The sequence below is a fragment of the Nocardia sp. NPDC055053 genome (genome assembly GCF_053608285.1).
Map to the genome: position 1 here is coordinate 40,413 of NZ_JBSGVD010000037.1, position 21,866 is coordinate 62,278.

Below are 21,866 nucleotides of genomic sequence, written 5' to 3' on the forward strand. Positions count from 1 at the left end.
GGTCAACGTTCAGAGCTGGGGAACGGTTCCCGAAAGCTCCGAACGCGTTGTTGCAAGTGGCCACAATCATGTCATGCCCGGCTTATCGTGGGCGACGACACAACTACAGCGCAGGGGGTATGGACATCGTCGAGCTACGAACACCCACAGCGATTCTGCGCCACGGCAGTGGACGGCTCACCGTTCTGCGGCCGGGTACCGACGGCGAACGGGTTCTCGATGTTCCCATCGCCGACCTGCTCAAAGTGCGCCTGAACAGGCGCGCCGACGACGCTGTCGTCATCGAGATCTTCCTGCGCTACCCCACCGCGGTACTCACCGGTGTTCCCGCCGACCGCACCCCGCTTCCCGTCCTCATCGCCGAACACGACGTGCCTGCCGCGCTCGGCATCGTCGACCGGATCAACGACCAGATCATGGCAACCCAGCGCGTCGATATCGCAGCGCCGGATCTCACCCCGCCCGCACCGGAATGGGGCAAGTCGGGGCCGGTCAGGGCCGATGTCGAGCGCGCTGTCCGCCGGATGGCGCCGCGCAAGGAGTCCCGCACGGCCGTCAGCGCGCTGCACCGCTACGTCACCCCCGACGAATACGTGCTGGAAACCGCGATCGCCGCGGCGACGCCGCCCGCGGGCACCGGCACCGGTCTGCTCGCGGCGACAACGACCAGGCTGCTGTTCATCTCCATCGGCAACGGCGAGCGCTACGCACACGAGCTGGCCGTCGCCGCGATCCTCGGCGCCCGCACCGTCGACGGCGCTCGCTCGGCGCCCGGCGAGATCGACACACGGCACGGCGGCTCCGGCATGGACGTCAGCGACGGCAACCGCACGCTGCACTTCGCCGGCGCCGACCGCGCCGACACCGAACGGGTGACCTGCGCGGTCAACTTCGCCGTGCGCAGGCAGGCCGCCGACGGCGCGACCGGGCCGGCCGATCCCGGCGTCTCCCAGCTCTACGCGGAATGGGAATTACTGGTCGAACGGCACTCGCTCGGCATGGTCGACGACACCCAGTTCCAGCGCTACGGCCGCGGAATTCTCCGCAGCCTGTAGCTCCGGCAGGCCGAACCGAACGCTCAGTTCGGTTCGGCCACTTCGGTTTCGGTCTTCTGTTCGGGTTCGTTGAGTTCGATCCGGCGCCACGGGCTGGTCGGACGGGTCCATAGCCGTAGCAGTTCCATCCGGCGGTCGACGCCGCCGTTCTTCAATTCGGCGAGGTCTTCGGTGGCCTGCCAGTAGGTCCAGCCAGCGAGGTAGGCGTCGCCGAACTGGCGCCAGTTGCGGTAGCGGCGCTGTGCTGGGGCGAGTGCCCGCATCGCGTACTCCCACGCGACGTCGGCGTCGATGTATCCGGCGGTGAACGCCATTCTGGCGACCGCGATGACGCGGGCGAGATCCCAGGCGTGGATGTCGTTCGGCAGCGGCCGCGCCAGGTGGTCGGTGAAACCGATCTTGATGGCCTGGGCCCAGATGTCGTAGTCGCGGACCAGCGCCTCTGGGTTGTCCATGCCGCGGAAGGAACCGACCTGGCGCAGGAACGCGCGGTGCCGGTCGGCGCGTTCACCGAAGCGGTCGCGTTCGCTGGCGTTGATCGAGGCCATCACCAGCGGGTGCACCAGCGCGTACAGGGGGGCGTGCATGCCTTCGAGGAGCTGTTCCATCGACGCGCGCGCCTCGGTGCCGTCGGTGATGCCCCAGGCGCCGGTGAGGGTGTCGATGGCGAGTTCGCGGCGGTCGCCGAGCGGGTGCTCGCGCTCGGGGCCGAGCAGCATCGCGTCGTGGAAGGCGTCCCAGCGGGTGGAGTAGAAGGCGCCGAGGGCGAGCGCGCGAAGTTCATCGTCGCTCACACCGGCGCCGGACCAGTGGTCTTCCTCGCGCTCGTCCAGTTCCTGGTAGGGAAAGGTGGTCAGCGCTGGTACTCCCCTGGCAGGCATGCGGCCGAGTCTAGTGCGGCGGGTGCCTTCCGGGGCCTAGGAGCGAATCTGCTTTCTTGGCCTGCCGTGATCTGCCCCACAGGTTTATTGTTCTGACATGTGTAGAAATATCACCGTCTTGCGTGGTCTGGAGCCTGCCGCCACCGAGCAGGAGATCTACGCTGCCGCCTTGCAATATGTGCGCAAAGTCGGCGGCATCTCCGGGCTGAGCAGCACCACCAAGCCCGCGGTCGACAAGGCCGTCGCCGCCATCGCCGCCGCGACGACGACACTGCTCGCCGAGCTGCCCGATCGACGGGTCCCACCGCCGACCGAACCGCCGCTGCGCCGCATCGCGGCCAGGGACGGCATGGTTCAGGAAACGCCGTAGGCGGCGACACAATCCAGCGCTATCTCCAGCGCCAGCGCTCGCTCGGACACCGGATGTCCGAGGATTTCCTCCACACGGTGGATCCGGTACCGCACCGTGTTCTTGTGCACGCCTATCAGGCGCGCCGCTTCCTCCGGGCTGCGCTGCGCGCGCAGATAGGCGTGCAGGGTCGCGCGTAGCCGGGTAGACACCGGATCGGTACCGGTGAGCCCGCGCAGCTCCCTGGCGATCAGCCCGCGCATGGCGGCCGTGTCGGCACCGGCCAGATAGGCGATCTCGACCTCGCGATAGTCGGTGACCGCCCGCTCGTTCTGCTCGGCGACGCGGCGGGCGGCGACCGCCTCGCGATGGCTGCTCACGAACCCGTCGACGTGCGCGCCCGGCATCCCGAACGCCACCCGCACCGGCGCGGCGACCTCGCAGCGGGCGATCCGCTCGGTGATCTCGGCGTCGTCGTCGATGGCCACCCAGGCCCACAGCCCGCTCGCGCTGGCGGCGACGGTGAGCAGACCGGTGGCGCCGAGCACGGTCGCGATCCTCGCGGCGGCCCGGTCGAGCAGCCCGCCCGGTTCGTCCCCGCCCGCCTCGCCGGTCCACAGCACGAACGCCAGGTGCCGCCGCGAAAGCCGGTAGCCGAGGCCGATCGAGGCCTGGTCGACGTCTACCTCGGTGCCGGTGAGCAGGGCGTGCACCAGTTCGGTCCTGGTGTTGATCGCATCGCGCAGCACCCGTTCCCGTTCGGCCATGAAGGTGCCGGTGAGTGCCTCCACCGACAGCCCGAGCCAGGTGGTGGATCGTTCGAACACCCGCAGCAGCACTGCCCGTTCGATCTCCGGCGGCACCTGGCCCTGCGCGACGGTCTCGGTCATCACGGCGAGCACCTCGGCCATACCGGTGCGGTAGGCCCGCAGCAGCACTCGCACGTCGAGGCCGCGCCGGGCGATGGTTCTGGCCAGCGCGTGCGCCTCCTCCGGCAGTGCCAGGTCGACGGTGTCGCTGGCCAGTCCGCTGAGCACCACCCTGGCGTGCGCGCGGGTGCTGGCCGCCAGGTCGCGGCGCATGTCGGGGTCGTCGAGCTCGGGGACACCGGCGAGCACGGCCGCGTCGAGCCTCGCGACGATGCCCTCCATCGTCTGCGCGCGCAGCAGGTCGAACACGAAGTCGGCGAACCAGCCGCGCAGCTGTTCCCGGTTTTGTTCTCCAGACACCAAAAGACCCGATTTCGTTGACGTGTACGGCCAAGAATCCGCGCTCTCATTGTGCCAGGCTCATAGATGGTGAACTGATTCACACAACGCAGTGGGGAGCACGAAGTGACCGAACTCGACCAGACCGCCGCGGCCGACGCCAAGGTGATCGCGGTACACAATCCGGCGACCGGTGAACACACCGGCTCGGTGCCGATCGTCGCGCCGGACGAGGTGGCGGCCGCGGTCCGGGAACTGCGCCTCTACCAGCCCGAATGGGAGGCTATCGGGCCGGAGGGCCGCAAGAAGTGGCTGCTGAAGATGCAGGACTGGCTGATCGACAACACCGAACACCTTGCCGCGGTCCTGCAGTCCGAGACCGCCAAGCCGCGCGTCGACGCGCTCATCGACCCGGCCTTCGCCGTCGACCTCCTCGGCTACTACGCGCGCAGGGCGGGCAAGTTCCTCGCCGACGAGCATCCCTCCCCGCACAGCCCGCTCGCGCGGGTGAAGTCGCTGACCGTCGCCTACCGCCCGTACCCCGTGGTCGGCGTGATCACGCCGTGGAACTTCCCGCTCGCCATGCCCGCGATCGACGTGTTTCCCGCGCTGGCCGCCGGCGCGGCGGTGATTCTCAAGCCGTCGGAGGTGACGCCGCTGTCGGCGGTCGAGCTGGCCCGCGGCTGGGCCGAGATCGGCGCGCCGCCGGTGTTCAAGGTGGTCACCGGTGCCGGCGCGACGGGCGCGGCCGTCGTCGAGAACGCCGACTACATCCAGTTCACCGGCTCCACCGCGACCGGCCGCAAGATCGCCGCCGCCTGCGCGGAGCGGATGGTGCCCTACAGCCTCGAGCTCGGCGGCAAGGACCCGGCGATCGTGCTGGCCGACGCCGATATCGACCGCGCCGCCCACGGCATCGCCTTCGGCGGCATGTTCAACGCCGGACAGGTCTGCATCTCGGTGGAGCGGGTCTACGTCGAGGAGCCGGTCTACGACGAGTTCGTCACCAAGCTGACCGCCGCCGTCGCTGCCCTGCGCCAGGGCGAGGACAGGCGGGAATCGAAGAACGACGTGGGCGCGCTGGCCAACGAGAACCAGGTGCGAATCGTGCAGCGCCACGTCGACGAGGCGATCGCGGCAGGCGCGCGGGCGACCACCGGTGGCAAGCGCACCGGCGTCGGCACCTTCTTCGAGCCGACCGTGCTCGTCGACGTCGACCATTCGATGTCGTGTGTCGCCGAGGAGACCTTCGGGCCGACGCTGCCGGTGATGAAGGTGGCCGACGAGGCCGAGGCGATCCGGCTGGCCAACGATTCGATCTACGGCCTGTCGGCGTCGGTGTGGACCGGAGACAAGGCGCGCGGCGAACGCGTGGCCAGGCAGCTGAACACGGGCGCGGTCAACATCAACGACGTGTTCTCCAACCTGTTCAACCCGGCGATGCCGATGGGCGGCTGGGGACTGTCCGGTGTCGGCGCGCGCTGGGGCGGGGCGTCGGGTGTGCGCAAGTACTGCCGCGCGCAGGCGATGACCAAGCCGAAGATCCCGACCATGAGCAAAGAGCTGTTCTGGTACCCGTACGACATGAACAAGCTCGTCGTCATGGTCAGCGCGATGCGGGTGGCCGGCGCGCGCGGCATCCGCCGGATAGACCTGCCCGCGGTGTGGCGACTCAAGGGCGGCAAATGAGCACGGCGGTCCGCGATCTCGTCGTCGTGATCACCGGCGGCGCCCGCGGCATCGGACTCGCGACGGCCACGCGGCTGCGGGAACTCGGCGCGCGGGTGGCGATCGGCGACATCGACGAGACAGCGGTGAAGGCGGCAGGCGATTTCGCGCTGTCGGGCGCGCTCGACGTCACCGACCCGGTCTCGTTCGAGGCCTTCCTCGACGAGGTCGAGCGCACCGTCGGCCCGATCGATGTCCTGATCAACAACGCGGGCATCATGCCGACCGGCCTGCTGGTCGACGAGCCAGACCGGGTGACCCGCCGGATTCTCGAGATCAACGTCTACGGCGTAATTCTCGGTTCCAAGCTCGGTCTGGCCCGGATGCTGCCGCGCGGGCGCGGGCACGTCATCAACATCGCCTCGCTGGCAGGCGAGACCCACATCCCCGGGCTGGCGACCTACAACGCCAGCAAGCACGCGGTGCTCGGCTTCACCGACACCCTGCGCGAGGAGTATCGCGGGTCGGGCGTGCGGTTCTCGGCGGTGCTACCGACACTGACGAAGACCGAGCTGGGCGCCGGGGTGAAGGGCAACTGGTTGTTGCAGCCTGCCGAACCCGAACAGATCGCCGCGGCGGTCGAGGGGTTGATCGGATCCCCGCGCTCGAAGGTGCGGGTGTCGGCGTTCGCGGGCTACCTGTCCCGGTTCGTGAACCTGCTGCCCGAGGCCGTCGGTGACGGTCTCGGGCGGGCGCTGGGGTCGGGCACGGCCTTCCTCGGTGATGTCGACAGTTCGGCACGACGCGCCTACGAGGAACGCGCCCGCGACAGCTGAACGTCCGGAATCCGGCCGCGCGCGCACGGCTCGCCGCGGCCGGAATCCACACACCGAAACCTGTTTGTGACGAAACTCACTGTGTCGCAGGGTTTCCGGCACGGACCGTGGTCAACGGTCTGTTTCATCGCCCGGCCGCGTCACCGCGGCGCACGCCACATCGCGCCGAATCGTGTGAATCCGGACGCATTTCCGCTGGTCAATCGCCCAGCAGGCACCCATCCTCCGCTCGGCGCCCGGCGATCGCACACAAATGACGCCTCAATGGTGCAGCGCACCATGTCAGGCCATATGCTGTGCATTACCAACCTGGTGACTGTTTTGATCCACTTCCGCGAACTTCCTTGCCCGTTTTGGCTGGATTTTCCCGACCGATTCTGATAGCAAGGTGCTATGGACCCGCATTTGCGCGATCTGCGGTATTTCGTCGCCGTCGCTGAGGAACTGCACTTCACCAACGCCGCCCAGCGGTTGCATATCGCTCAGCCGACGTTGTCACGCCAGATCCGCCAGCTCGAACGCCAGCTCGACGTGGTCCTGTTCGACCGCAACCAGCGCAGTGTCGCCCTCACCGTCGCCGGTAAGGAACTGCTCGAAGGCGCACGCAAGATCCTGGAGCTGTGGGAGGTGACCAACGTCTCCCTGCAGGAAGCGGGCGAAGTGCTGCGCGTCGGTATCCAGTCCGCGCTCGGCCGCGGCCTGCTCAACGACCTGGAGAGCGCCAGCGGCCACCGCCTCGCCCTGCACGCCGCCTCCTGGAACGACCCGTCCAGTGGCCTGGCGGGCCGTCAGGCCGACCTGGCCCTGGTGTGGCTGCCGCTGCCCGACCCCAACCGCTACCGCTGGCAGGTGCTGCGCACCGAGCCGCGCTGGGTGCTGCTGCCCGAGACCCACCCGCTCGCCGAGCAGGAGACGATCGAGTTCGCCGATCTGCTCGACGAGCCGTTCATCGCCCTGCCGACCGAGGCTGGCGCGGTCCGCGACTTCTGGCTCGGCAACGACGCCCGCGGCGGCCGCGCCGCCAAGATCGGCGCCGAGGCCGCTACCCCCGAGGACAAGCTCGAGGCCGTGAGCCTCGGCCTCGGCGTGTGCCTGCTGGCCGAGAACAACGTGCCGATGTACCGCTGGCCCGGCCTGACCGCGCGCCCGGTCGCCGGTCTCACCCCGTGTGAGCTGGCGGTGGCGTGGCGGGCCGACGACACCCGCCCGACCATCCTGGAATTCGCCGGTCGCGCCGTCGACGGTGGTTTCTCCGAGCCGCAGCAGGTGCAGACCCCGATCGCGGTCTAGTTCGTCAGCTCCAGTTGGGCGGCGAGGCCGAGCAAGGTGGCCTCGCTGCCCGGCGGACCGGCCAGTTGCGCCGCGAGCGGGGTGTGCGCCTCGGGATGGGTGCCCATCGGCACCGACGCGGCGGGCCAGCCGACCAGATTCCAGATGCCGGTGAACGGCGCGTAGCGCGCCGAGACGAGCACATTCGCGGTCCAGCCGCGCCCGCTCCACTGTTTGGCCTTGGGCGGCGGCGCCGCGAGCGTCGGCGTGATCACCACGTCGAAGTTCTCGAAGAAGTCGACCAGTCCGGCCTCGATCCGGTCGACCTGGTTCGGCCGCACCAAACGCAGCCGCCGGATCAGCCTGCCGAGCGCGAGGTGCCGTTTGGTGCGGCGTTGCAGCAGCTCAGGGTGCGGTAGCGCCGCGGCGTCGGCCAGGCCCGCGCTGGGCCAGCGCAGTGCCATCGCCAGCGCGGTGTCGCCGTAGGGCAGTTCGACCGGCTCGACCAGGTGCCCGGCCGCCGCCGCCCGCGCACCCGCGGTGCGCGCTGCCGCCGTCCAGTGCCGATCCATCCGGACCAGTCGCGACGGCGGAGCCACGGCGAGTCCGATGCGTAGTCGCTGCGGTGCGCGTAGCTCGGCCAGATCGGATCGGCCTGCCAGCACCGACAGCGCCAGCGCCGCGTCCGACACCGTCGTCGCGAGCACGCCGTTCTCGGCCATGCCCGCCCAGGAATCGGCGCCGATCTCCGCGGGCACCACCTGACGACCGGGCTTGATCCCGAAGACGCCGCAGGCAGCGGCGGGCACCCGGATCGAGCCGAGCCCGTCGTTGCCGTGCGCGATCGGCACCAGCCCGGCGGCCACCGCTGCGGCCGCGCCACCCGAGGAGCCGCCGGAAGTCCGGCCGACATCGCGCGGATTGCGGGTGACGGTCCCGTCTTCGTCGGTCGTCGCCCACAGGCCGAGTTCGGGCATCGCCGTCACCCCGACGACGATCGCGCCCGCGGCCCGCAACCTGGCCACCACCGGATGATCGGCGGGCTCCGGCTCTGCCGAACTGGCCGCCGACCCCGCGTGCAGCGGAACCCCGGCGACCGCGATGTTCTGCTTCACCGCCACCGGCACCCCTGCCAGCGGCAGCTCGTCCAGATCGTCGCGGGCGGCCAGCTCCAGCGCCTCGGCGCGGGCCTGCTCGGCGCGCACGACGGTGAACGCGTTGATCTTGCGATTTTCCGAGGAGATCCTGGTCAGTGCCTCGGTCACCACGTCGAGGGGCGTGATGGTGCCCGCGCGTACCCGGGCGGCCAGCGCCGCCGCCGGGCCGCCGATGGGGTATTCGTCGGCGGGTGGGTGGGAAGCGTCCATCGCCACCTCAGCGTCCGTCACGCCGTCGTCGTCGACGGACTCCCATGCTACCGCTGTGAGGTCATCGTGCATGTGCGGATTCGCCCCCGTCGCATGGTCTCGAAATTCGGGTGATCTGCTCTCGAGGCGCAAGTTATCATTCGGGTACGGCTCGGAGGCCGATGGTGTCGGGTGTGGCGGAATGAATTTCGCTCCGATCCGCGCGAACCTTAGGTCGGTTGATGATCGATAAGACCGGAAGCGACGAACTGCCCGACGCGAGCGCCGGACGGTCGACGAACGGGCGCGGCGACATGGTCGACGCGTTCACCCAGGCGTGGGGTTCCACGGCCGGGCAGCCGCCCGATATGGCCGAATTCCTCCCCGACGCGCGGACCCTGCGCAGGCAGGCGCTGCACGAACTGATCCGCATCGATCTGCGCAATCGCTGGCTGCACCACACCGGCGCCGACGTCACCCGCAAGCGCCTGGCCAACTACTGCGCCGAGTTCCCCGAACTCGATCCGGCGACGCTGCCCGCCGGGCTGGTATTCGAGGAGTTCGTGATCCGCAGGCACAGCGGTGAACGCGTCGACCCACGCGACTGCCTGCGCGAATACCCGGATCAGGCGCCGAGCCTGCGCGCGCTGCTCAACGCCGACGAGCTCGAGCAGAGCACCCATCGCACCGACGACCCCGATCCGACGGTGAACCAACCGCCCGACCCCACTCGTACTACCCAGGTGACCACGCCCGAGCTCGACTTCACCGCGACAGCGACCGCGGCGGCGACCGCGACCTCGGCGGCCACCGCCGCCGCGTCGTCGCCGGGCGCGTTCGAGCCGCTGGACCGGATCGAGATCGGCCAGCGCATCGGCGATTTCGAGCTGCTGACCGGGCTCGGCACCGGCGCGTTCGCGCGGGTCTTCCTGGCCAGGCAGACCTCGATGCAGCGCCTGGTCGCGGTGAAGATCTCCGCCGACCGCGGCACCGAACCGCAGACCCTGGCCCAGCTCGACCACGACTACATCGTGCGGGTCTTCGATCAGCAACTGCTCGACACCGACGACACCGCGCCGTCGGGCGCCCGCCGCCTGCGCCTGCTCTACATGCAGTTCCTGCCCGGCGGCACCCTGCTCGGACTTCTGCGCTGGGTGCGCGCGACCCCGCCCGGGGAACGCAGCGGCCAGCTGCTGCTCGACGCGGTGGACGCGGCCATGGAGGAGAAGGGCGAGATCCGCCCGACCGATTCGAGCGTGCGCGCCGAGCTGGCCGAGCTGACCTGGCCGGAGACCGTCGCGTGGCTGGGCAGGCGGCTCGCCGAGGCACTCGACTACGCGGCCGCGCACGGCGTGCTGCATCGCGACGTGAAACCGGCCAACGTCCTGCTGACCGCGGAGGGCGTGCCCAAGCTGGCCGACTTCAACATCAGCTTCAGCCGCACCGTCGCCGGGACCAGCCCGGTCGCGTATTTCGGCGGCTCGCTGTCGTACATGTCGCCCGAGCAGCTCGAGGCCTGCCATCCCGGGCTCGGCCGCAACGCCGCCGACCTCGACACCCGCGCCGACATCTATTCGCTCGGCGTCGTCCTGTGGGAGCTGCTGACCGGCGCGAAGCCGTTCGACGACAGCACCGCCGAGGCCGCGGGCCGCGGCGACGAGACCACCCTCGAGGCGATGCTGGAACGGCGCACCAGCGGCGTCGACCCCGCCGCCCTCGACCGGGTGCCAGAGGACTGTCCCGCAGCCCTTCGCCGTGTTCTGCTGACATGTCTCGAGCCGGAGCGTGACCGGCGCTGGTCGACCGGTTCGGTGTTGGCCAAGCAGTTCGGCTTGTGTCTCGACAAGCGAGCGAGGGAACTCGTTGATCCGGCGCCCGGCAGTTGGCGGCTCCGTCTGCGGCCTTGGATCTTTCCCATCGCGTTCCTTGCGATCGGTGTCCCGAACATCCTCGCAGCCCTGTTCAACATCCAACACAACCAGCACTTGATCGTCGACCGGCTCAGTGCGGACGCACGGCCGACGTTCCTGATCACCACAAGTGTGATCAACGGAATCTTCTTCCCTTTGGGAACGGTCGCCATCGTATACATTTCCCGCTACGTGTTCTCGGTACCGCGAGGACTTCGGCGGGGCCAGAGGTACGATCCGGACATTTTGAGGCGAACCAGATCGGACACACTGCTGTTCGGTGACCGAGCGGTGGCGGTCGCATTCATGTTGTGGATGGTCGCTGGGCTCGCTTTCCCGATCGCCCTGCAGTTCTCGACCGGTGGAGTCACAGCCCGAGCTGTGCTGCACTTCCTCGCGTCACTCGCGGTGTGCGGTGCGATCGCGGCGGCGTACCCGTTCTTCCTCGTAACCTTCTACATGGTCCGGTGCGTCTATCCGATCTTCCTGCGTCACGGTGAGATCAGTGCTACAGACCGCGCCAAACTGCACGGATTGGATCGGCGCTGCAACGGATACCTCGCGGTCGCCGCGTCGGTGCCGCTGCTCGCCGTGGCCGGTGTCACATTCTTGCAACCGGGGGACATTCCGTCGGTCATCGTCACTGTCCGCATAATGTGCATCGGCGCGATCATCGCGTTTGTCGGCTTCTTCTTCCTGTTCCGCGCGTTGGAAGCCGATTTGCAGGCGCTCGAACGCGTCGTCGCGCCGCTTGGCTCGCAGGATCGAGAACCACGCTCGGACGCGGCACCGGATGTGTCCGCACGGGAATGATCGACTCGCCAACCCCATGACGACCCGGTAGCCTCGCGGTGCACTATGTGAGGGGGGCATACATGGCTGACCAGGCATGCGATCAGACCGAAACATTCGAGCTTTCACCTACTCAGCTCGGCCTGTGGTACGCGCAGCATATGGATCCGCTCGTGCCGATCAACATCGCCAAGTACATCGAAATTCGTGGCGAGATCGACATGGCGATCCTGACCGAGGCGATCGGTATCGCCGGCGAGGAGCTGAGCGTCGGGCGCGTGCGAATGGTCATCACGGGTGGCGAACCGAGACAGTTCATCGATCCTGCGATCGAGTTCGTTCCGGCCCTGATGGACCTGCGCGACTCTTCCGACCCGAAGTCCGAGGCCATGGCATGGATGCGCACGGACTACACCGCTCCGGTCGATCTACTGGATCCGCCATTGCTGCGGATGACCGTCCTGCGGCTGGCCGACGACCACTGGTTCTGGTACCTGTGCGCCCACCACATTGTGCTGGACGGATTCGGCGCGATGATCGGCATTCAACGAATTGCCCAGCTCTATACGGATCTCGCTGCTGGACTGAGTAGCCCTTCCCTCAACAGCTCCCTGCGCAACGTGAGCGATTCCGAGATCGACTACATGGCGAGCCCACGCTACGAACGTGACCGCCAGTACTGGGTCGAACGAATGAAGGGCTTGAAGCAACGGTCCTCGCTCGCTCGGCGCTCGGCGGCACCCGCCGTCGAGAACACCCTGACCCAGGCTGTGCTGTCGGCCGACCAACGTGACCTTCTGTTCGACGCAACCCGCCGACTCGGCTCCACTCCGGCCATCGTGGTCATCGCAGCGTTCGCTACCTACCTGGCCGGCTGGCTCGACACCGACGAGGTGACGTTGAGTCTGCCGGTGGCCGCACGGCTCACTGCCGCTACACGCCGTGCGTGCGGCAGCACATCCAACGTCGTTCCCTTGCGATTGCGACTAGGCGAGGAGACCACCTGCGCCGAATTCTTGCGCATGGTTCAGGTCGAAGTTTCCGGGGCGCTGCGGCATCAAAGGTACTGGCACAACAACATTCGGCGCGATGCGGTCGGCGAGACGGATGGGCTGACCGACGACGGCACCACGGAGTTCTTCGGACCCTGGGTGAACATCATGGCCTTCAACGACAAGGTCACGCTCGGCCGAGCACAAGGCCAGGTCCACGTCCTGACTACCGGCGCGATCGAAGACCTTGCCCTCAACTTCGTCCAGGCGCCAGACAGCTGCCAACTCGACTTCGAGACGAATCCGGACCTCTATTCCACCTCAACCGCGCAGGACCATCACCGGCGGTTCCTCGGCTTCCTGCATCGATTCCTCGCCGCGGAGCCAACGGCCCTCTTGCGCACGCTCCGCCTCACCACCACGGACGAGTGCACACGCATCCGGAATGCCGGAGCTGGTCCCGAGTGCACCGAACACGACACCAACCTTCCCGATCTACTCAATTCCTCGCTCCTCGGCGCGGCTACGCGGGTCGTGCTGGAATCCGATGACGCGGCATTGAGCGGAGCCGAGTTCGCCGCGCGGGTCAACCAGCTGGCCCGCTACTTGATCGAGCAGGGCGTTGGCCCGGACACTGTTGTTGCCCTTCACCTGCGGCGATCCATCGATCTCGTCATCGCCATGCACGCCGTGGTGCACGCGGGTGGCGCATTCCTCCCGATCGACCCGGGCAATCCGGCAGCACACAACGCGACGGTCCTCGCGGGCTCAGGCGCTCACCTCGTGCTCACGCTGTCGGGCGATCGTCAGCGTCTGCCCCAGACGACCATGATCGGCGCCCTCGACAGGCTGGATCTGTCACCGTACCCCGACACACAGGTGACACAGGCAGACCGGCTCAGTCCACTTCGATCAGACAATCTGGCATATGTCCTCTACACGTCCGGCTCTACCGGGAAACCCAAGGGAGTCGCGGTCAGCCAGCGCGCTCTCGTCAACCAGCTGGAATGGATGCTGGATGAGTACCGGATCGATTCCGGCGACGTGTACCTGCAGAAGACCGCGAGCACGTTCGATGTTTCGCTCTGGGGCTATTTCCTCCCGGCATTGGCCGGAGCCCGCCTTCTGCTCGCCGACCATGACAGATATCTCGATCCCGCCTATCTCGCAGCTCTGGTCCAACAGCACCGGGTAACCGTGACGGACTTCGCCCCTACACTGCTCGCGCCGTTCGTCAGCCGTGCCAGTCGCGATCAGTGTGTAACCCTGCGAACGGTTTTCGTGATAGGCGAGGCGCTTCCGCCCGAGACCGCAGCCGGATTCCACGCGATCTCCACCGCAGGCCTGCACAACCTCTACGGGCCGACAGAAGCCGCCATCTCCGTCACCCATCACCGCACAACGCCCGATGACATACCCACGGTTCCGATCGGCGTTCCGGAACGGAACGTCGTGGTTCGGGTACTCGATTCGAAGCTTCGACCGGTGCCGATCGGCGCGACCGGCGAACTCTACATCTGCGGGATCCAGCTGGCACGTGGCTATCTCGGTCGCGCCGACCTCACCGCAGGGCGGTTTGTCGCCGACCCCTTCCAGGCCGGCCTGCGCATGTACCGAACCGGCGATCTCGCCCTGTGGACATCCGATAGCCGGCTGGAATATCTAGGGCGCACCGACTCACAGGTCAAGTTCCGCGGCCAGCGGATCGAACTCGGCGAGATCGAGTCCCGGCTGTTGACCACAGATTCGGTCGCGCAGGCCGTTGTTTTGGTCAGCGCGGCAGCTGGTCCACAACAGCTGGTCGCGTTCGTCGTACCGGAAGCAGGGAAGGCACCGGTTCCCGACCAACTTCGGGCCGAGCTGTTCGCGACATTGCCCGCAGCTATGGTCCCGGGGATCGTCGCCGTGCTACCCGCTATGCCGACAACACCGAGCGGCAAGGTCGACCGCCGGGCGTTGGAGTCCCGAATCCCAGCACTGCAGGCCACCGGTCAGAGGCCACAGACACCGACGGAAATGCTGATCGCACGGACCTTCGCCGCGGCGCTCGGAATCGACGAGGTTGGGCGCGACCAGGACTTCTACACGCTGGGTGGAAATTCCCTGCTCGCCTTCCAGGTACGCACTGTCCTGATGGCGGAGACCGGCCTGGAGCTACCGCTTCGCGACTTCTTCCGAACGCCGAGTGTCGCGAGCCTCGCCGCCCTCATCGACGGTCGGTCGACAGCAACAATCGCGCCCCTGGTCGAAGCCGATCTCCGACTGCCCGAGACGTTCCCGGCCATTGCGAATCTCGGCGACTCCCCCGATAACTCCGTCCTGCTGACCGGCTCCACCGGCTTCCTCGGCACGTACATCCTGAACGAGCTGATCGAGTACACCGACCGGACGATCTGGTGTCTCGTCCGCGCGAGCTCCCACGACGAGGCCGCGGCACGAGTCACCGACTCCCTGCTGAGATTCGGGCTGTGGAGTCCACGCATCCGCGACAGGATCGTGGCCCTGCCTGCCGATCTCGCGGCACCTGGACTCGGCCTGGAACCCGAGGTGTTCGACACCTTGTGCACGCGCATCAGCACGATCATCCATTGCGGCGCGCAGGTCAGCCACCTGGACGAATACGAACGCGTGCGCGCCGCCAACGTGGACAGCACCAGAGAGCTGATCCGGATGGCCGCCACAGGTTGCCACACGTCACTGCACTACATCTCGACCACGTCGATGTTCTCGGGAGCGGGGAATCCGCCGGGGGCGCAGATCCTGGAAAGGGACCGACCCGAATTCTCGGACGTGGAGTATTCCGGCTACGTCACGTCCAAATGGGTGGCGGAGTCACTGATCGAATCCGCATCTGCCCGCGGTGTGCCCACCGCCACCTACCGGGTCAGCTTGATCGCCGGCCACACGCAGACCGGTGCCGGTGCGACCCACGGTTTTTGGAGCATGGTCCGTGCGATCGCGGCGCTCGGCATCGCGCCCGATGGCGTCGAGACAAGTATCGAGTTGGTACCGGTTGATTACGTGGCGCGCGCCATCACGCGAATCGCGACGACTACGCATCCGGATGGACAGACGTTCCATATCGTCAACAACCGGCATGTGCCGGTCCGCACGATCTTGGACTTGCTACGCTCCCGCGGTCATCGGATCTCCGAAGTGAGCGCCGAAGAGTTCCGGGAGCGTTTGCAGACCGAGGCCGGCATACGCGCCTCAGCAGGAGACTATTCGCTGGCAGGTGCCGCGCTCCTGAGCGAGTCCGGGGAGTGGGCGGCACGCCGGGATGTCACGTTCGATGACAGCAGCACCCGGAAAGCACTCGCCGTCACCGGTATCGACGGGCCAACGGTCGACTCCACAGTCCTCGACCGGTACCTCGACTACTTCCAGATCACGGGCTATATCCCGAATTACTCAGCACCCGAAGAGGTTCCGATCTTGGTTGCCGCGCACCCCCAGGAGCTGTGAGTCGCATGGACCTGTCACTGTTCTTCTTCGCCAGCAACTCAGCGGACGCGCGAGCGAACTACGCGTTGCTGATCGATGCCGTGAAGTTCGCCGATGCCAACGGATTCGCCGCGGTGTGGACTCCGGAGCGTCACTTCCACTCGTTCGGTGGCGCGTACCCCAATCCGGCCGTTACCAGCGCCGCATTGGCCACGATCACCGACAACATCAAGATCCGGGCGGGAAGCGTTGTCGCTCCGCTGCACGATCCACTGCGCATCGCGGAGGAATGGGCTGTCGTCGACAATCTCTCCGACGGTCGAGCCGGGGTCGCCTTCGCATCCGGCTGGCACACAGACGACTTCGTTTTCCAGCCCGATAGATATGAGGACCGCCGAAAGACCACGATGTCGACCATCGAGTCGATCCGCGCCTTGTGGCAGGGCGACAGCATGGCCCGTACAGGCGGCGGTGGGGTGCCGACCTCGGTGTCGCTGGCGCCCCGACCCGTCCAACCCGAACTACCGATGTGGCTCACTTCTGCCGGAAGTCCCGAAACCTTTCGGGCCGCGGGCAATATGGGACTCGGCCTGCTCACTCATCTACTCGGTCAGACGACGAGCGCACTGGCGGAACGAATCGCCGAATATCGAAGCGCCTACTCGGCCGCGAACCCTGACGACGCCGCCTCCCATGTCGCGGTGATGGCGCACACGTTCATCGATCGAGACGGCGATCGTGCACGCGCCCTCGTCCGCGAGCCCTTCGCGAAATATCTCACCGAATCCTTCGATCTCGTCAGCCGGCTGAAGGCCGGGGACGCCGCCTCGGCTGCTGATATGACCGCCGAAGATGTCGGACTGCTCGTAGACCGTGCGGTCGACCGGTATCTGACCACCAGCGGAGTGTTCGGCTCTCCACGAGACGCGATGCGGATGATCGACAGCCTGCGCGCGATAGGTGTCGACGAGTTGGCTTGTCTGGTCGACTTCGGGCTGCCACACGACACCGTCATGCGAGGACTCGAATACCTGGCCTCGCTGGGTCGGTTGATCCGGTAGTGGCCACCCGATACGCACCTGGTGACGACACCCGGCCGGACAGCATGCCGACTGTCGTCGTGATCGGCGCCGGCTTCGGCGGGATCTCGACCGCGCTCGAGCTGCAGCGACGTGGGTTCACCCGAATCATCGTGTTGGAACGCGCAAGCGGCCCAGGCGGGGTCTGGCTGGCGAATCAGTATCCGGGCGCTCGCTGCGACAACCCTTCTGCGCTCTACTCGCTGGCGCGACATCGCTTCGCTTGGAGCGGGCGATACGGCGACCGTTCCGAGATCGAGCGGTACCTCGCCGATGTGGTCAGCGACGCCGGGCTCGGCGACTGCGTCAGGTACGGGCGGACCGTGATCTCAGCACGGTTCCGCAGCGAAAGCTCCGACTGGGAAGTCCGGACGGCGGAGGGTGAGCGGTTTCACGCCGACTACCTCATCTCGGCCGTCGGTCAGCTCGCCGAGCCTCAGCTGCCGAACCTGGCAGGCCGCGAACAATTTCACGGTGTGCAGTTTCACTCGGCCCGATGGCCCGGTTCACTCGACGTCAGCGGCCTCCGTGTCGGTGTGGTCGGTACAGGTGCCAGTGCCGCACAGGTTGTGCCGTGGCTACAGCGTCACGCCGCCTCGGTCTCGGTGTTCCAGCGCAATGCCGCTTGGGTGTTACCCAAGACCGATGTTCGATACTCCCGACGCCGAGCTCGGCTGATGGCGTGGTCGCCGGTGCGCGCGGTAGAACGAGCGATCGTCTACACACTGTGCGAACTGCTCATATTGGCTGTCACGTCTTCTTCGGCGGGCAGCCGCCGGGTGACTCGGATGGCGCGCGATCATCTTCGCCGTCACATCTCCGACCCCATCCTGCGCCGGAAGCTGACGCCTGACTATCCCGTCGGCGGAAAACGATGCGTCTTCTCTGACGAGTTCTACGCGGCCATGGCCGCTCCGAACTGCACCGTTGTCACCGACCGCGTCGACGCCGTCAACAGCTCAGGCATCATGACAGAAGTCGGCGAGCAGGTGGACCTGGACGCGATCGTCTACTGCACCGGCTTCTCCGCGACCGAATTTCTCGCCACCGTCGAGGTGCATGGCCGAGACGGCAAGTCTCTGGCCGACCACTGGGCGCCATGCTCCAGGGCGTATCTCGGTGTCACCACGTCCGGCTTTCCGAATCTGTTCTTCGTGGCCGGCCCGAACACCAACCTCACCTTCGGCTCGGTGGTGTTCATGCTGGAACGTCAAGCGCGGTACATCGGAGCACTGTTGTCGTTCGCGTCGCGAGACGGTAGAGCTCTCGTCGAAGTCCGCCCCGAAGCCGAGCAAGCCTTCCACGACTGGCTTCGGGCTCGTCTCGACACATCGGTCTGGTCCCGGGTCAGCAGCCCTTACCGGGACCGGCACGGGAACGTGTCGTCTTTGTGGCCTCGCACCATGTCGCGGTACTGGTGGCTGACCAGGCGACCGCGGCTCGAGGATTTCCAGATAGCGCCCGGCCGAACCACGGATCGGGTCGTCAGCTGACCCGATGAACCCCCCGGCCGCCCGCGGCCGTACCCCCGTTGTGAGCTCGACACGCACCACCGAGGTGACCAGGCCCGCGCTCGACCGCACCGCCGCCGCGCACCCGACCGATCGCCGTGGTCTCGACCGGATCGAGGTCGGCACGCGAATCGGTGATTTCGAGCTGCTCACCGAGCTCGGCTCCGGCGCGTTCGCCCGCGTCTTCCTGGCGCGGCAGCGGGCGATGCAGCGCCTGGTCGCGATCAAGATCTCCGCCGACAGCGGCAGCGAGCCACAGACTCTGGCTCAGCTCGACCACGACTACATCGTGCGCGTGTTCGACCAGCAGGTGCTCGACACCCCAGCCGACGGCTCGCCCCGGCTGCGGATGCTGTACATGCAGTTCCTGCCCGGCGGGACACTGCTCGACGTGCTGCGCTGGGTCCGCGCGACGCCGCCCGAAGAGCGCACCAGCAACCTGCTGCTCGACGCCGTCGACGCTGCCATGAAGGAGAAGGGCGAGATCCGCCCGACGGACTCGGCGATGCGCGCCGAGATCGCCGGCCTGAGCTGGCCGGAGACCGTTGCGTGGCTGGGTGCCAGGCTGGGTGCCGCGTTGCAGCACGCGGCCGGTCACGGCGTGCTGCACCGCGATGTGAAGCCGGCCAACGTCCTGCTCACCGCCGAGGGCGTGCCCAAGCTCGCCGACTTCAACATCAGCTTCAACCCTTCGGCGGGCACCAGTCCGGTGTCGTACTTCGGCGGCTCATTGGCGTACATGTCCCCGGAGCAGCTCGAAGCATGCCATCAGGGTCGCGATCGCAGCGCCGCCGACCTCGACACCCGTGCCGATATCTACTCACTCGGCGTCCTGCTGTGGGAGCTGCTGACCGGCGCGAAACCGTTCGACGACACCACCGTGCCCGACGACGATCTGCACCCCGAGCGCGCACTGGACGCGGCGCTTGCCCGCCGCAACGCGGGCGTGGATGTCGGCCAGGTGCCCGCCGACTGCCCGGCCGCCCTGCAACGGATACTGCTGACGTGCCTGGCCGCCGACCGCGCCGACCGCTGGTCCGACGGCGCGATGCTGGCCGCGCAATTGGACCTGTGCCTGGACTCCCACGCCCGCGACCTCACCGACCCGCCACCGGACAGCTGGCGAATCCGGTTGCAGCCGTACGTGTTCGCGCTGCTGGCGCTGTCGATCGCGATCCCGAACGTGCTGGCCGCCTATTACCAGCGTCAGCTGAACACGACCCTGATCCACAGCCGACTCGACCCGGACACCCGCGCCACCCAGCGCGCCGTCGCCGACATCACCAACCTGATCTTCTTCTCCGCGGGCGGGGCGACCCTGATCTTCCTCGGCAGAAGACTGCTGACCATTCCACACCAGTTACGCACCGGTCGGCGCTGCGATCCGGAGACCCTCGACCGGGCCCGCCAGGACTGTCTGCGATTCGGCAACCGGGCCGTCGCGGTGGTGTTCGTGCTGTGGATGGCGGCCGGGGTGATCTACGCGGTCACCATCGGGTTGGCCGACCACGATCTGCCCGCGCGCACGGCACTGCACCTGCTGCTGGTGTCGGCGATCTGCGCCGCCATCGCGATGACGTACCCGTACTTCCTGATCACGGTGTACCTGGTGCGCTGCGTCTATCCGATGTTCCTGCACCACGGCCAGGATTTCCGCAGCGACGGCAAGTCGCTGACCGTCCTGGCCACCCGGTGCCGCCGATACCTGGTTGTCGCGGCGTCCATCCCGCTGCTCGTCGTCGCCAGCGCGACGTTTCTGCCGGTCGCGGACCTGCTGACGACGCTCACCCCGCTCCGCACGATCTGCGTGGGCGGGATGATCGGTTTCGTCTTCTCCTACATCCTGTTCCGGATCATCGAATCCGATATCCGGGCACTACTGCGCGTGACCGGATCGCGGACACCGGGTCAGGAGTAGACCTTCGGATCGAGGGTGCCGATGTAGGGCAGGTCGCGGTAGCGCTCGGCGTAGTCGAGGCCGTAGCCGACGACGAATTCGTTCGGGATGTCGAAGCCGACGTGCGCGACCTCGACGGGGGTGCGCAGCGCGTCGGGCTTGCGCAGCAGGGTGACCACTTCCAGCGAGGCCGGGTTGCGGGTGGCCAGGTTGCGCAGCAGCCAGGACAGGGTCAGACCGGAGTCGATGATGTCCTCGACGATCAGCACATTGCGGCCGGCGATGTCCTTGTCCAGGTCCTTCATGATGCGCACGACACCGGAGGACGAGGTGGACGAGCCGTAGGACGACACAGCCATGAACTCGAGCTGGGTCGGGATCGGCAGCGCCCTGGCGAAGTCGGTCATGAAGAAGATCGCGCCCTTGAGGACACCGATCAGCAGGAGGTCGCCTTCGGGCGCGTCGGGCGGGTACCGCTTGGCGACGAGCTCGGCCAGCTCTTCGATCTTGGCCTTGATCTGGTCTTCGGTGATCAGCACCGATGCGATGTCGTCTCCGTACACGGAAGTGGGTGTCCCTTCGGTGGTCATGTGGCATCGTTTCGCGGCTGCACGCGTACCGTCAGCGTGCCATGCTCGCGCGCCACGACCAACCTGTGGTCCCTCCCACCGCCCGCGACCGCGACGCCGCCCTGCCCGCGCCAGTTGCTCACGAGCTCGTCGATCGCTTGTAAATGGGCGTTCAGCAAGCCGCTCACGCCCTGTTCGGCGAGCCAGGCCCTGATCGTCCTGCGCCGCAGGGCCGGGGCCGCAGTGGCCAGAATCTCGACCGACAGTGCTGGTCGATCATTGTCGCCGGGGCCACTGCCGCCCGCGCTCGCCGCACCCAGCAGGTCGGCGGTGAGCCCGTCGAGCACCTCGCCATCGGCGCGAAGTTGATCCGCCGTCCGCGCCAGCGCCTGCGCCACACCGCCCCCGAGCACGTCCTCGAGCAGCGGCAGCACTTCGGTCCGCACCCGCACCCTGGTGTACGCGGGATCGAGGTTGTGCGGGTCGTCCCACGGTTCGATACCGAGATCGGCACACATCCGCACGGTCTCCGCCCGCCGGACACCGAGCAACGGCCGCCCCCACGGCGGATTCCACGCCGACATCCCCTGAATAGACCGCCCACCCGACCCACGCGCCAGCCCGAGCAACACGGTCTCGGCCTGATCGTCGAGGGTGTGCCCGAGCAACACCGGCCTACCCGCCCGCACAGATTCCAGCGCCGCATACCTGGCCACCCGAGCCGCCGCCTCGACCCCACCGTCCCGCCCGACCTCAACCGGCAGCACCTGAGCTTCCACGCACCCCAATCCGCGCGCCTGCTCAGCGGCCCGCGCGGCCACCTCCCCCGATCCGTCCTGCAACCGGTGATCTACGACGACAGCCGTCACGTCCCCCGCCTCGACAACAGCGGCCGCAGCCAACGCCAGCGAATCAGCTCCCCCGGACAACCCGACCACAACCGGCATCCGCCCACCCCGCGCCGCAACCCACTCCCGAACACCGCGCCGCACAGACAGCACAGCCGACGTCTCAGGCAGCCGCACTGTTCCGCCTCTCCGCGAATTCAGGCCAGACCCGC

General features: G+C 67.5%; 15 protein-coding genes. 10 read left to right on the forward strand and 5 right to left on the reverse strand.

Features of this window, described 5'->3' with window-relative positions:
* Positions 1-119: 119 nt before the first annotated feature.
* The gene (locus ACWF82_RS28570) at positions 120-1,055 is read left to right on the forward strand and encodes a hypothetical protein (RefSeq protein ID WP_452506119.1); all 936 of its coding nucleotides are present in this window, start codon (positions 120-122) and stop codon (positions 1,053-1,055) included.
* A 23-nt stretch (positions 1,056-1,078) separates the two neighbouring features.
* On the opposite strand, the gene ACWF82_RS28575 is transcribed toward ACWF82_RS28570, so the two are convergent.
* On the reverse strand, positions 1,079-1,936 hold the full coding sequence (locus ACWF82_RS28575; protein ID WP_452506121.1) for a DUF1266 domain-containing protein: 858 nt from the start codon (positions 1,934-1,936) through the stop codon (positions 1,079-1,081).
* Between the two features lie 97 nt (positions 1,937-2,033).
* Here ACWF82_RS28575 and ACWF82_RS28580 point away from each other — a divergent pair, with 97 nt between their 5' ends.
* Positions 2,034-2,306, forward strand: coding sequence for a DUF2277 domain-containing protein (locus tag ACWF82_RS28580; protein WP_452506123.1), 273 nt, complete (start codon positions 2,034-2,036; stop codon positions 2,304-2,306).
* Here ACWF82_RS28580 and ACWF82_RS28585 read toward each other — a convergent pair.
* Positions 2,291-3,514 carry a PucR family transcriptional regulator gene (locus tag ACWF82_RS28585; RefSeq protein ID WP_452506125.1) on the reverse strand — a complete coding sequence of 408 codons (1,224 nt, stop codon included), beginning with the start codon at positions 3,512-3,514 and terminating at the stop codon, positions 2,291-2,293. The two genes, ACWF82_RS28580 and ACWF82_RS28585, sit on opposite strands and share 16 nt — an antisense overlap.
* Before the next feature lie 105 nt (positions 3,515-3,619).
* Here ACWF82_RS28585 and ACWF82_RS28590 point away from each other — a divergent pair, with 105 nt between their 5' ends.
* The 3 genes from ACWF82_RS28590 to ACWF82_RS28600 all read left to right on the forward strand — a co-directional run bounded on the left by ACWF82_RS28590 (position 3,620) and on the right by ACWF82_RS28600 (position 7,287).
* Positions 3,620-5,182: an aldehyde dehydrogenase family protein gene (locus tag ACWF82_RS28590; RefSeq protein WP_452506127.1), complete on the forward strand. Its 1,563-nt coding sequence runs from the start codon at positions 3,620-3,622 to the stop codon at positions 5,180-5,182.
* On the forward strand, positions 5,179-5,997 hold the full coding sequence (locus ACWF82_RS28595; protein ID WP_452506129.1) for an SDR family oxidoreductase: 819 nt from the start codon (positions 5,179-5,181) through the stop codon (positions 5,995-5,997). The genes ACWF82_RS28590 and ACWF82_RS28595 overlap by 4 nt, the downstream gene beginning before the upstream one ends.
* A gap of 393 nt (positions 5,998-6,390) precedes the next feature.
* The gene (locus tag ACWF82_RS28600) at positions 6,391-7,287 is read left to right on the forward strand and encodes a LysR family transcriptional regulator (protein WP_379037214.1); all 897 of its coding nucleotides are present in this window, start codon (positions 6,391-6,393) and stop codon (positions 7,285-7,287) included.
* Here ACWF82_RS28600 and ACWF82_RS28605 read toward each other — a convergent pair.
* The gene (locus tag ACWF82_RS28605) at positions 7,284-8,633 is read right to left on the reverse strand and encodes an amidase (RefSeq protein ID WP_452506131.1); all 1,350 of its coding nucleotides are present in this window, start codon (positions 8,631-8,633) and stop codon (positions 7,284-7,286) included. The genes ACWF82_RS28600 and ACWF82_RS28605 overlap by 4 nt on opposite strands.
* A gap of 221 nt (positions 8,634-8,854) precedes the next feature.
* Here ACWF82_RS28605 and ACWF82_RS28610 point away from each other — a divergent pair, with 221 nt between their 5' ends.
* The 5 genes from ACWF82_RS28610 (at position 8,855) to ACWF82_RS28630 (ending at position 20,258) form a co-directional block, all read left to right on the forward strand.
* The gene (locus ACWF82_RS28610) at positions 8,855-11,335 is read left to right on the forward strand and encodes a serine/threonine-protein kinase (RefSeq protein WP_452506133.1); all 2,481 of its coding nucleotides are present in this window, start codon (positions 8,855-8,857) and stop codon (positions 11,333-11,335) included.
* Positions 11,336-11,397: 62 nt separating this feature from the next.
* On the forward strand, positions 11,398-15,771 hold the full coding sequence (locus ACWF82_RS28615; protein WP_452506135.1) for an amino acid adenylation domain-containing protein: 4,374 nt from the start codon (positions 11,398-11,400) through the stop codon (positions 15,769-15,771).
* A 5-nt stretch (positions 15,772-15,776) separates the two neighbouring features.
* Positions 15,777-16,811, forward strand: a complete 1,035-nt coding sequence (locus ACWF82_RS28620; RefSeq protein ID WP_452506137.1) for a MupA/Atu3671 family FMN-dependent luciferase-like monooxygenase — start codon at positions 15,777-15,779, stop codon at positions 16,809-16,811.
* A gap of 59 nt (positions 16,812-16,870) precedes the next feature.
* Positions 16,871-18,322 (forward strand): flavin-containing monooxygenase, encoded by a 1,452-nt coding sequence (locus tag ACWF82_RS28625; protein ID WP_452506139.1) that lies wholly within the window; start codon positions 16,871-16,873, stop codon positions 18,320-18,322.
* 4 nt (positions 18,323-18,326) lie between these two features.
* The gene (locus ACWF82_RS28630; RefSeq protein ID WP_452506141.1) at positions 18,327-20,258 is read left to right on the forward strand and encodes a serine/threonine-protein kinase; all 1,932 of its coding nucleotides are present in this window, start codon (positions 18,327-18,329) and stop codon (positions 20,256-20,258) included.
* Here the strand turns inward: ACWF82_RS28630 and hpt are convergent.
* Entirely contained in the window at positions 20,249-20,800 is a 552-nt protein-coding gene (gene hpt / locus ACWF82_RS28635) for a hypoxanthine phosphoribosyltransferase (RefSeq protein WP_110041409.1), read from the reverse strand. The genes ACWF82_RS28630 and hpt overlap by 10 nt on opposite strands.
* 23 nt (positions 20,801-20,823) lie before the next feature.
* The gene (gene tilS / locus ACWF82_RS28640) at positions 20,824-21,831 is read right to left on the reverse strand and encodes a tRNA lysidine(34) synthetase TilS (protein ID WP_452506143.1); all 1,008 of its coding nucleotides are present in this window, start codon (positions 21,829-21,831) and stop codon (positions 20,824-20,826) included.
* Positions 21,832-21,866 lie beyond the last annotated feature (35 nt).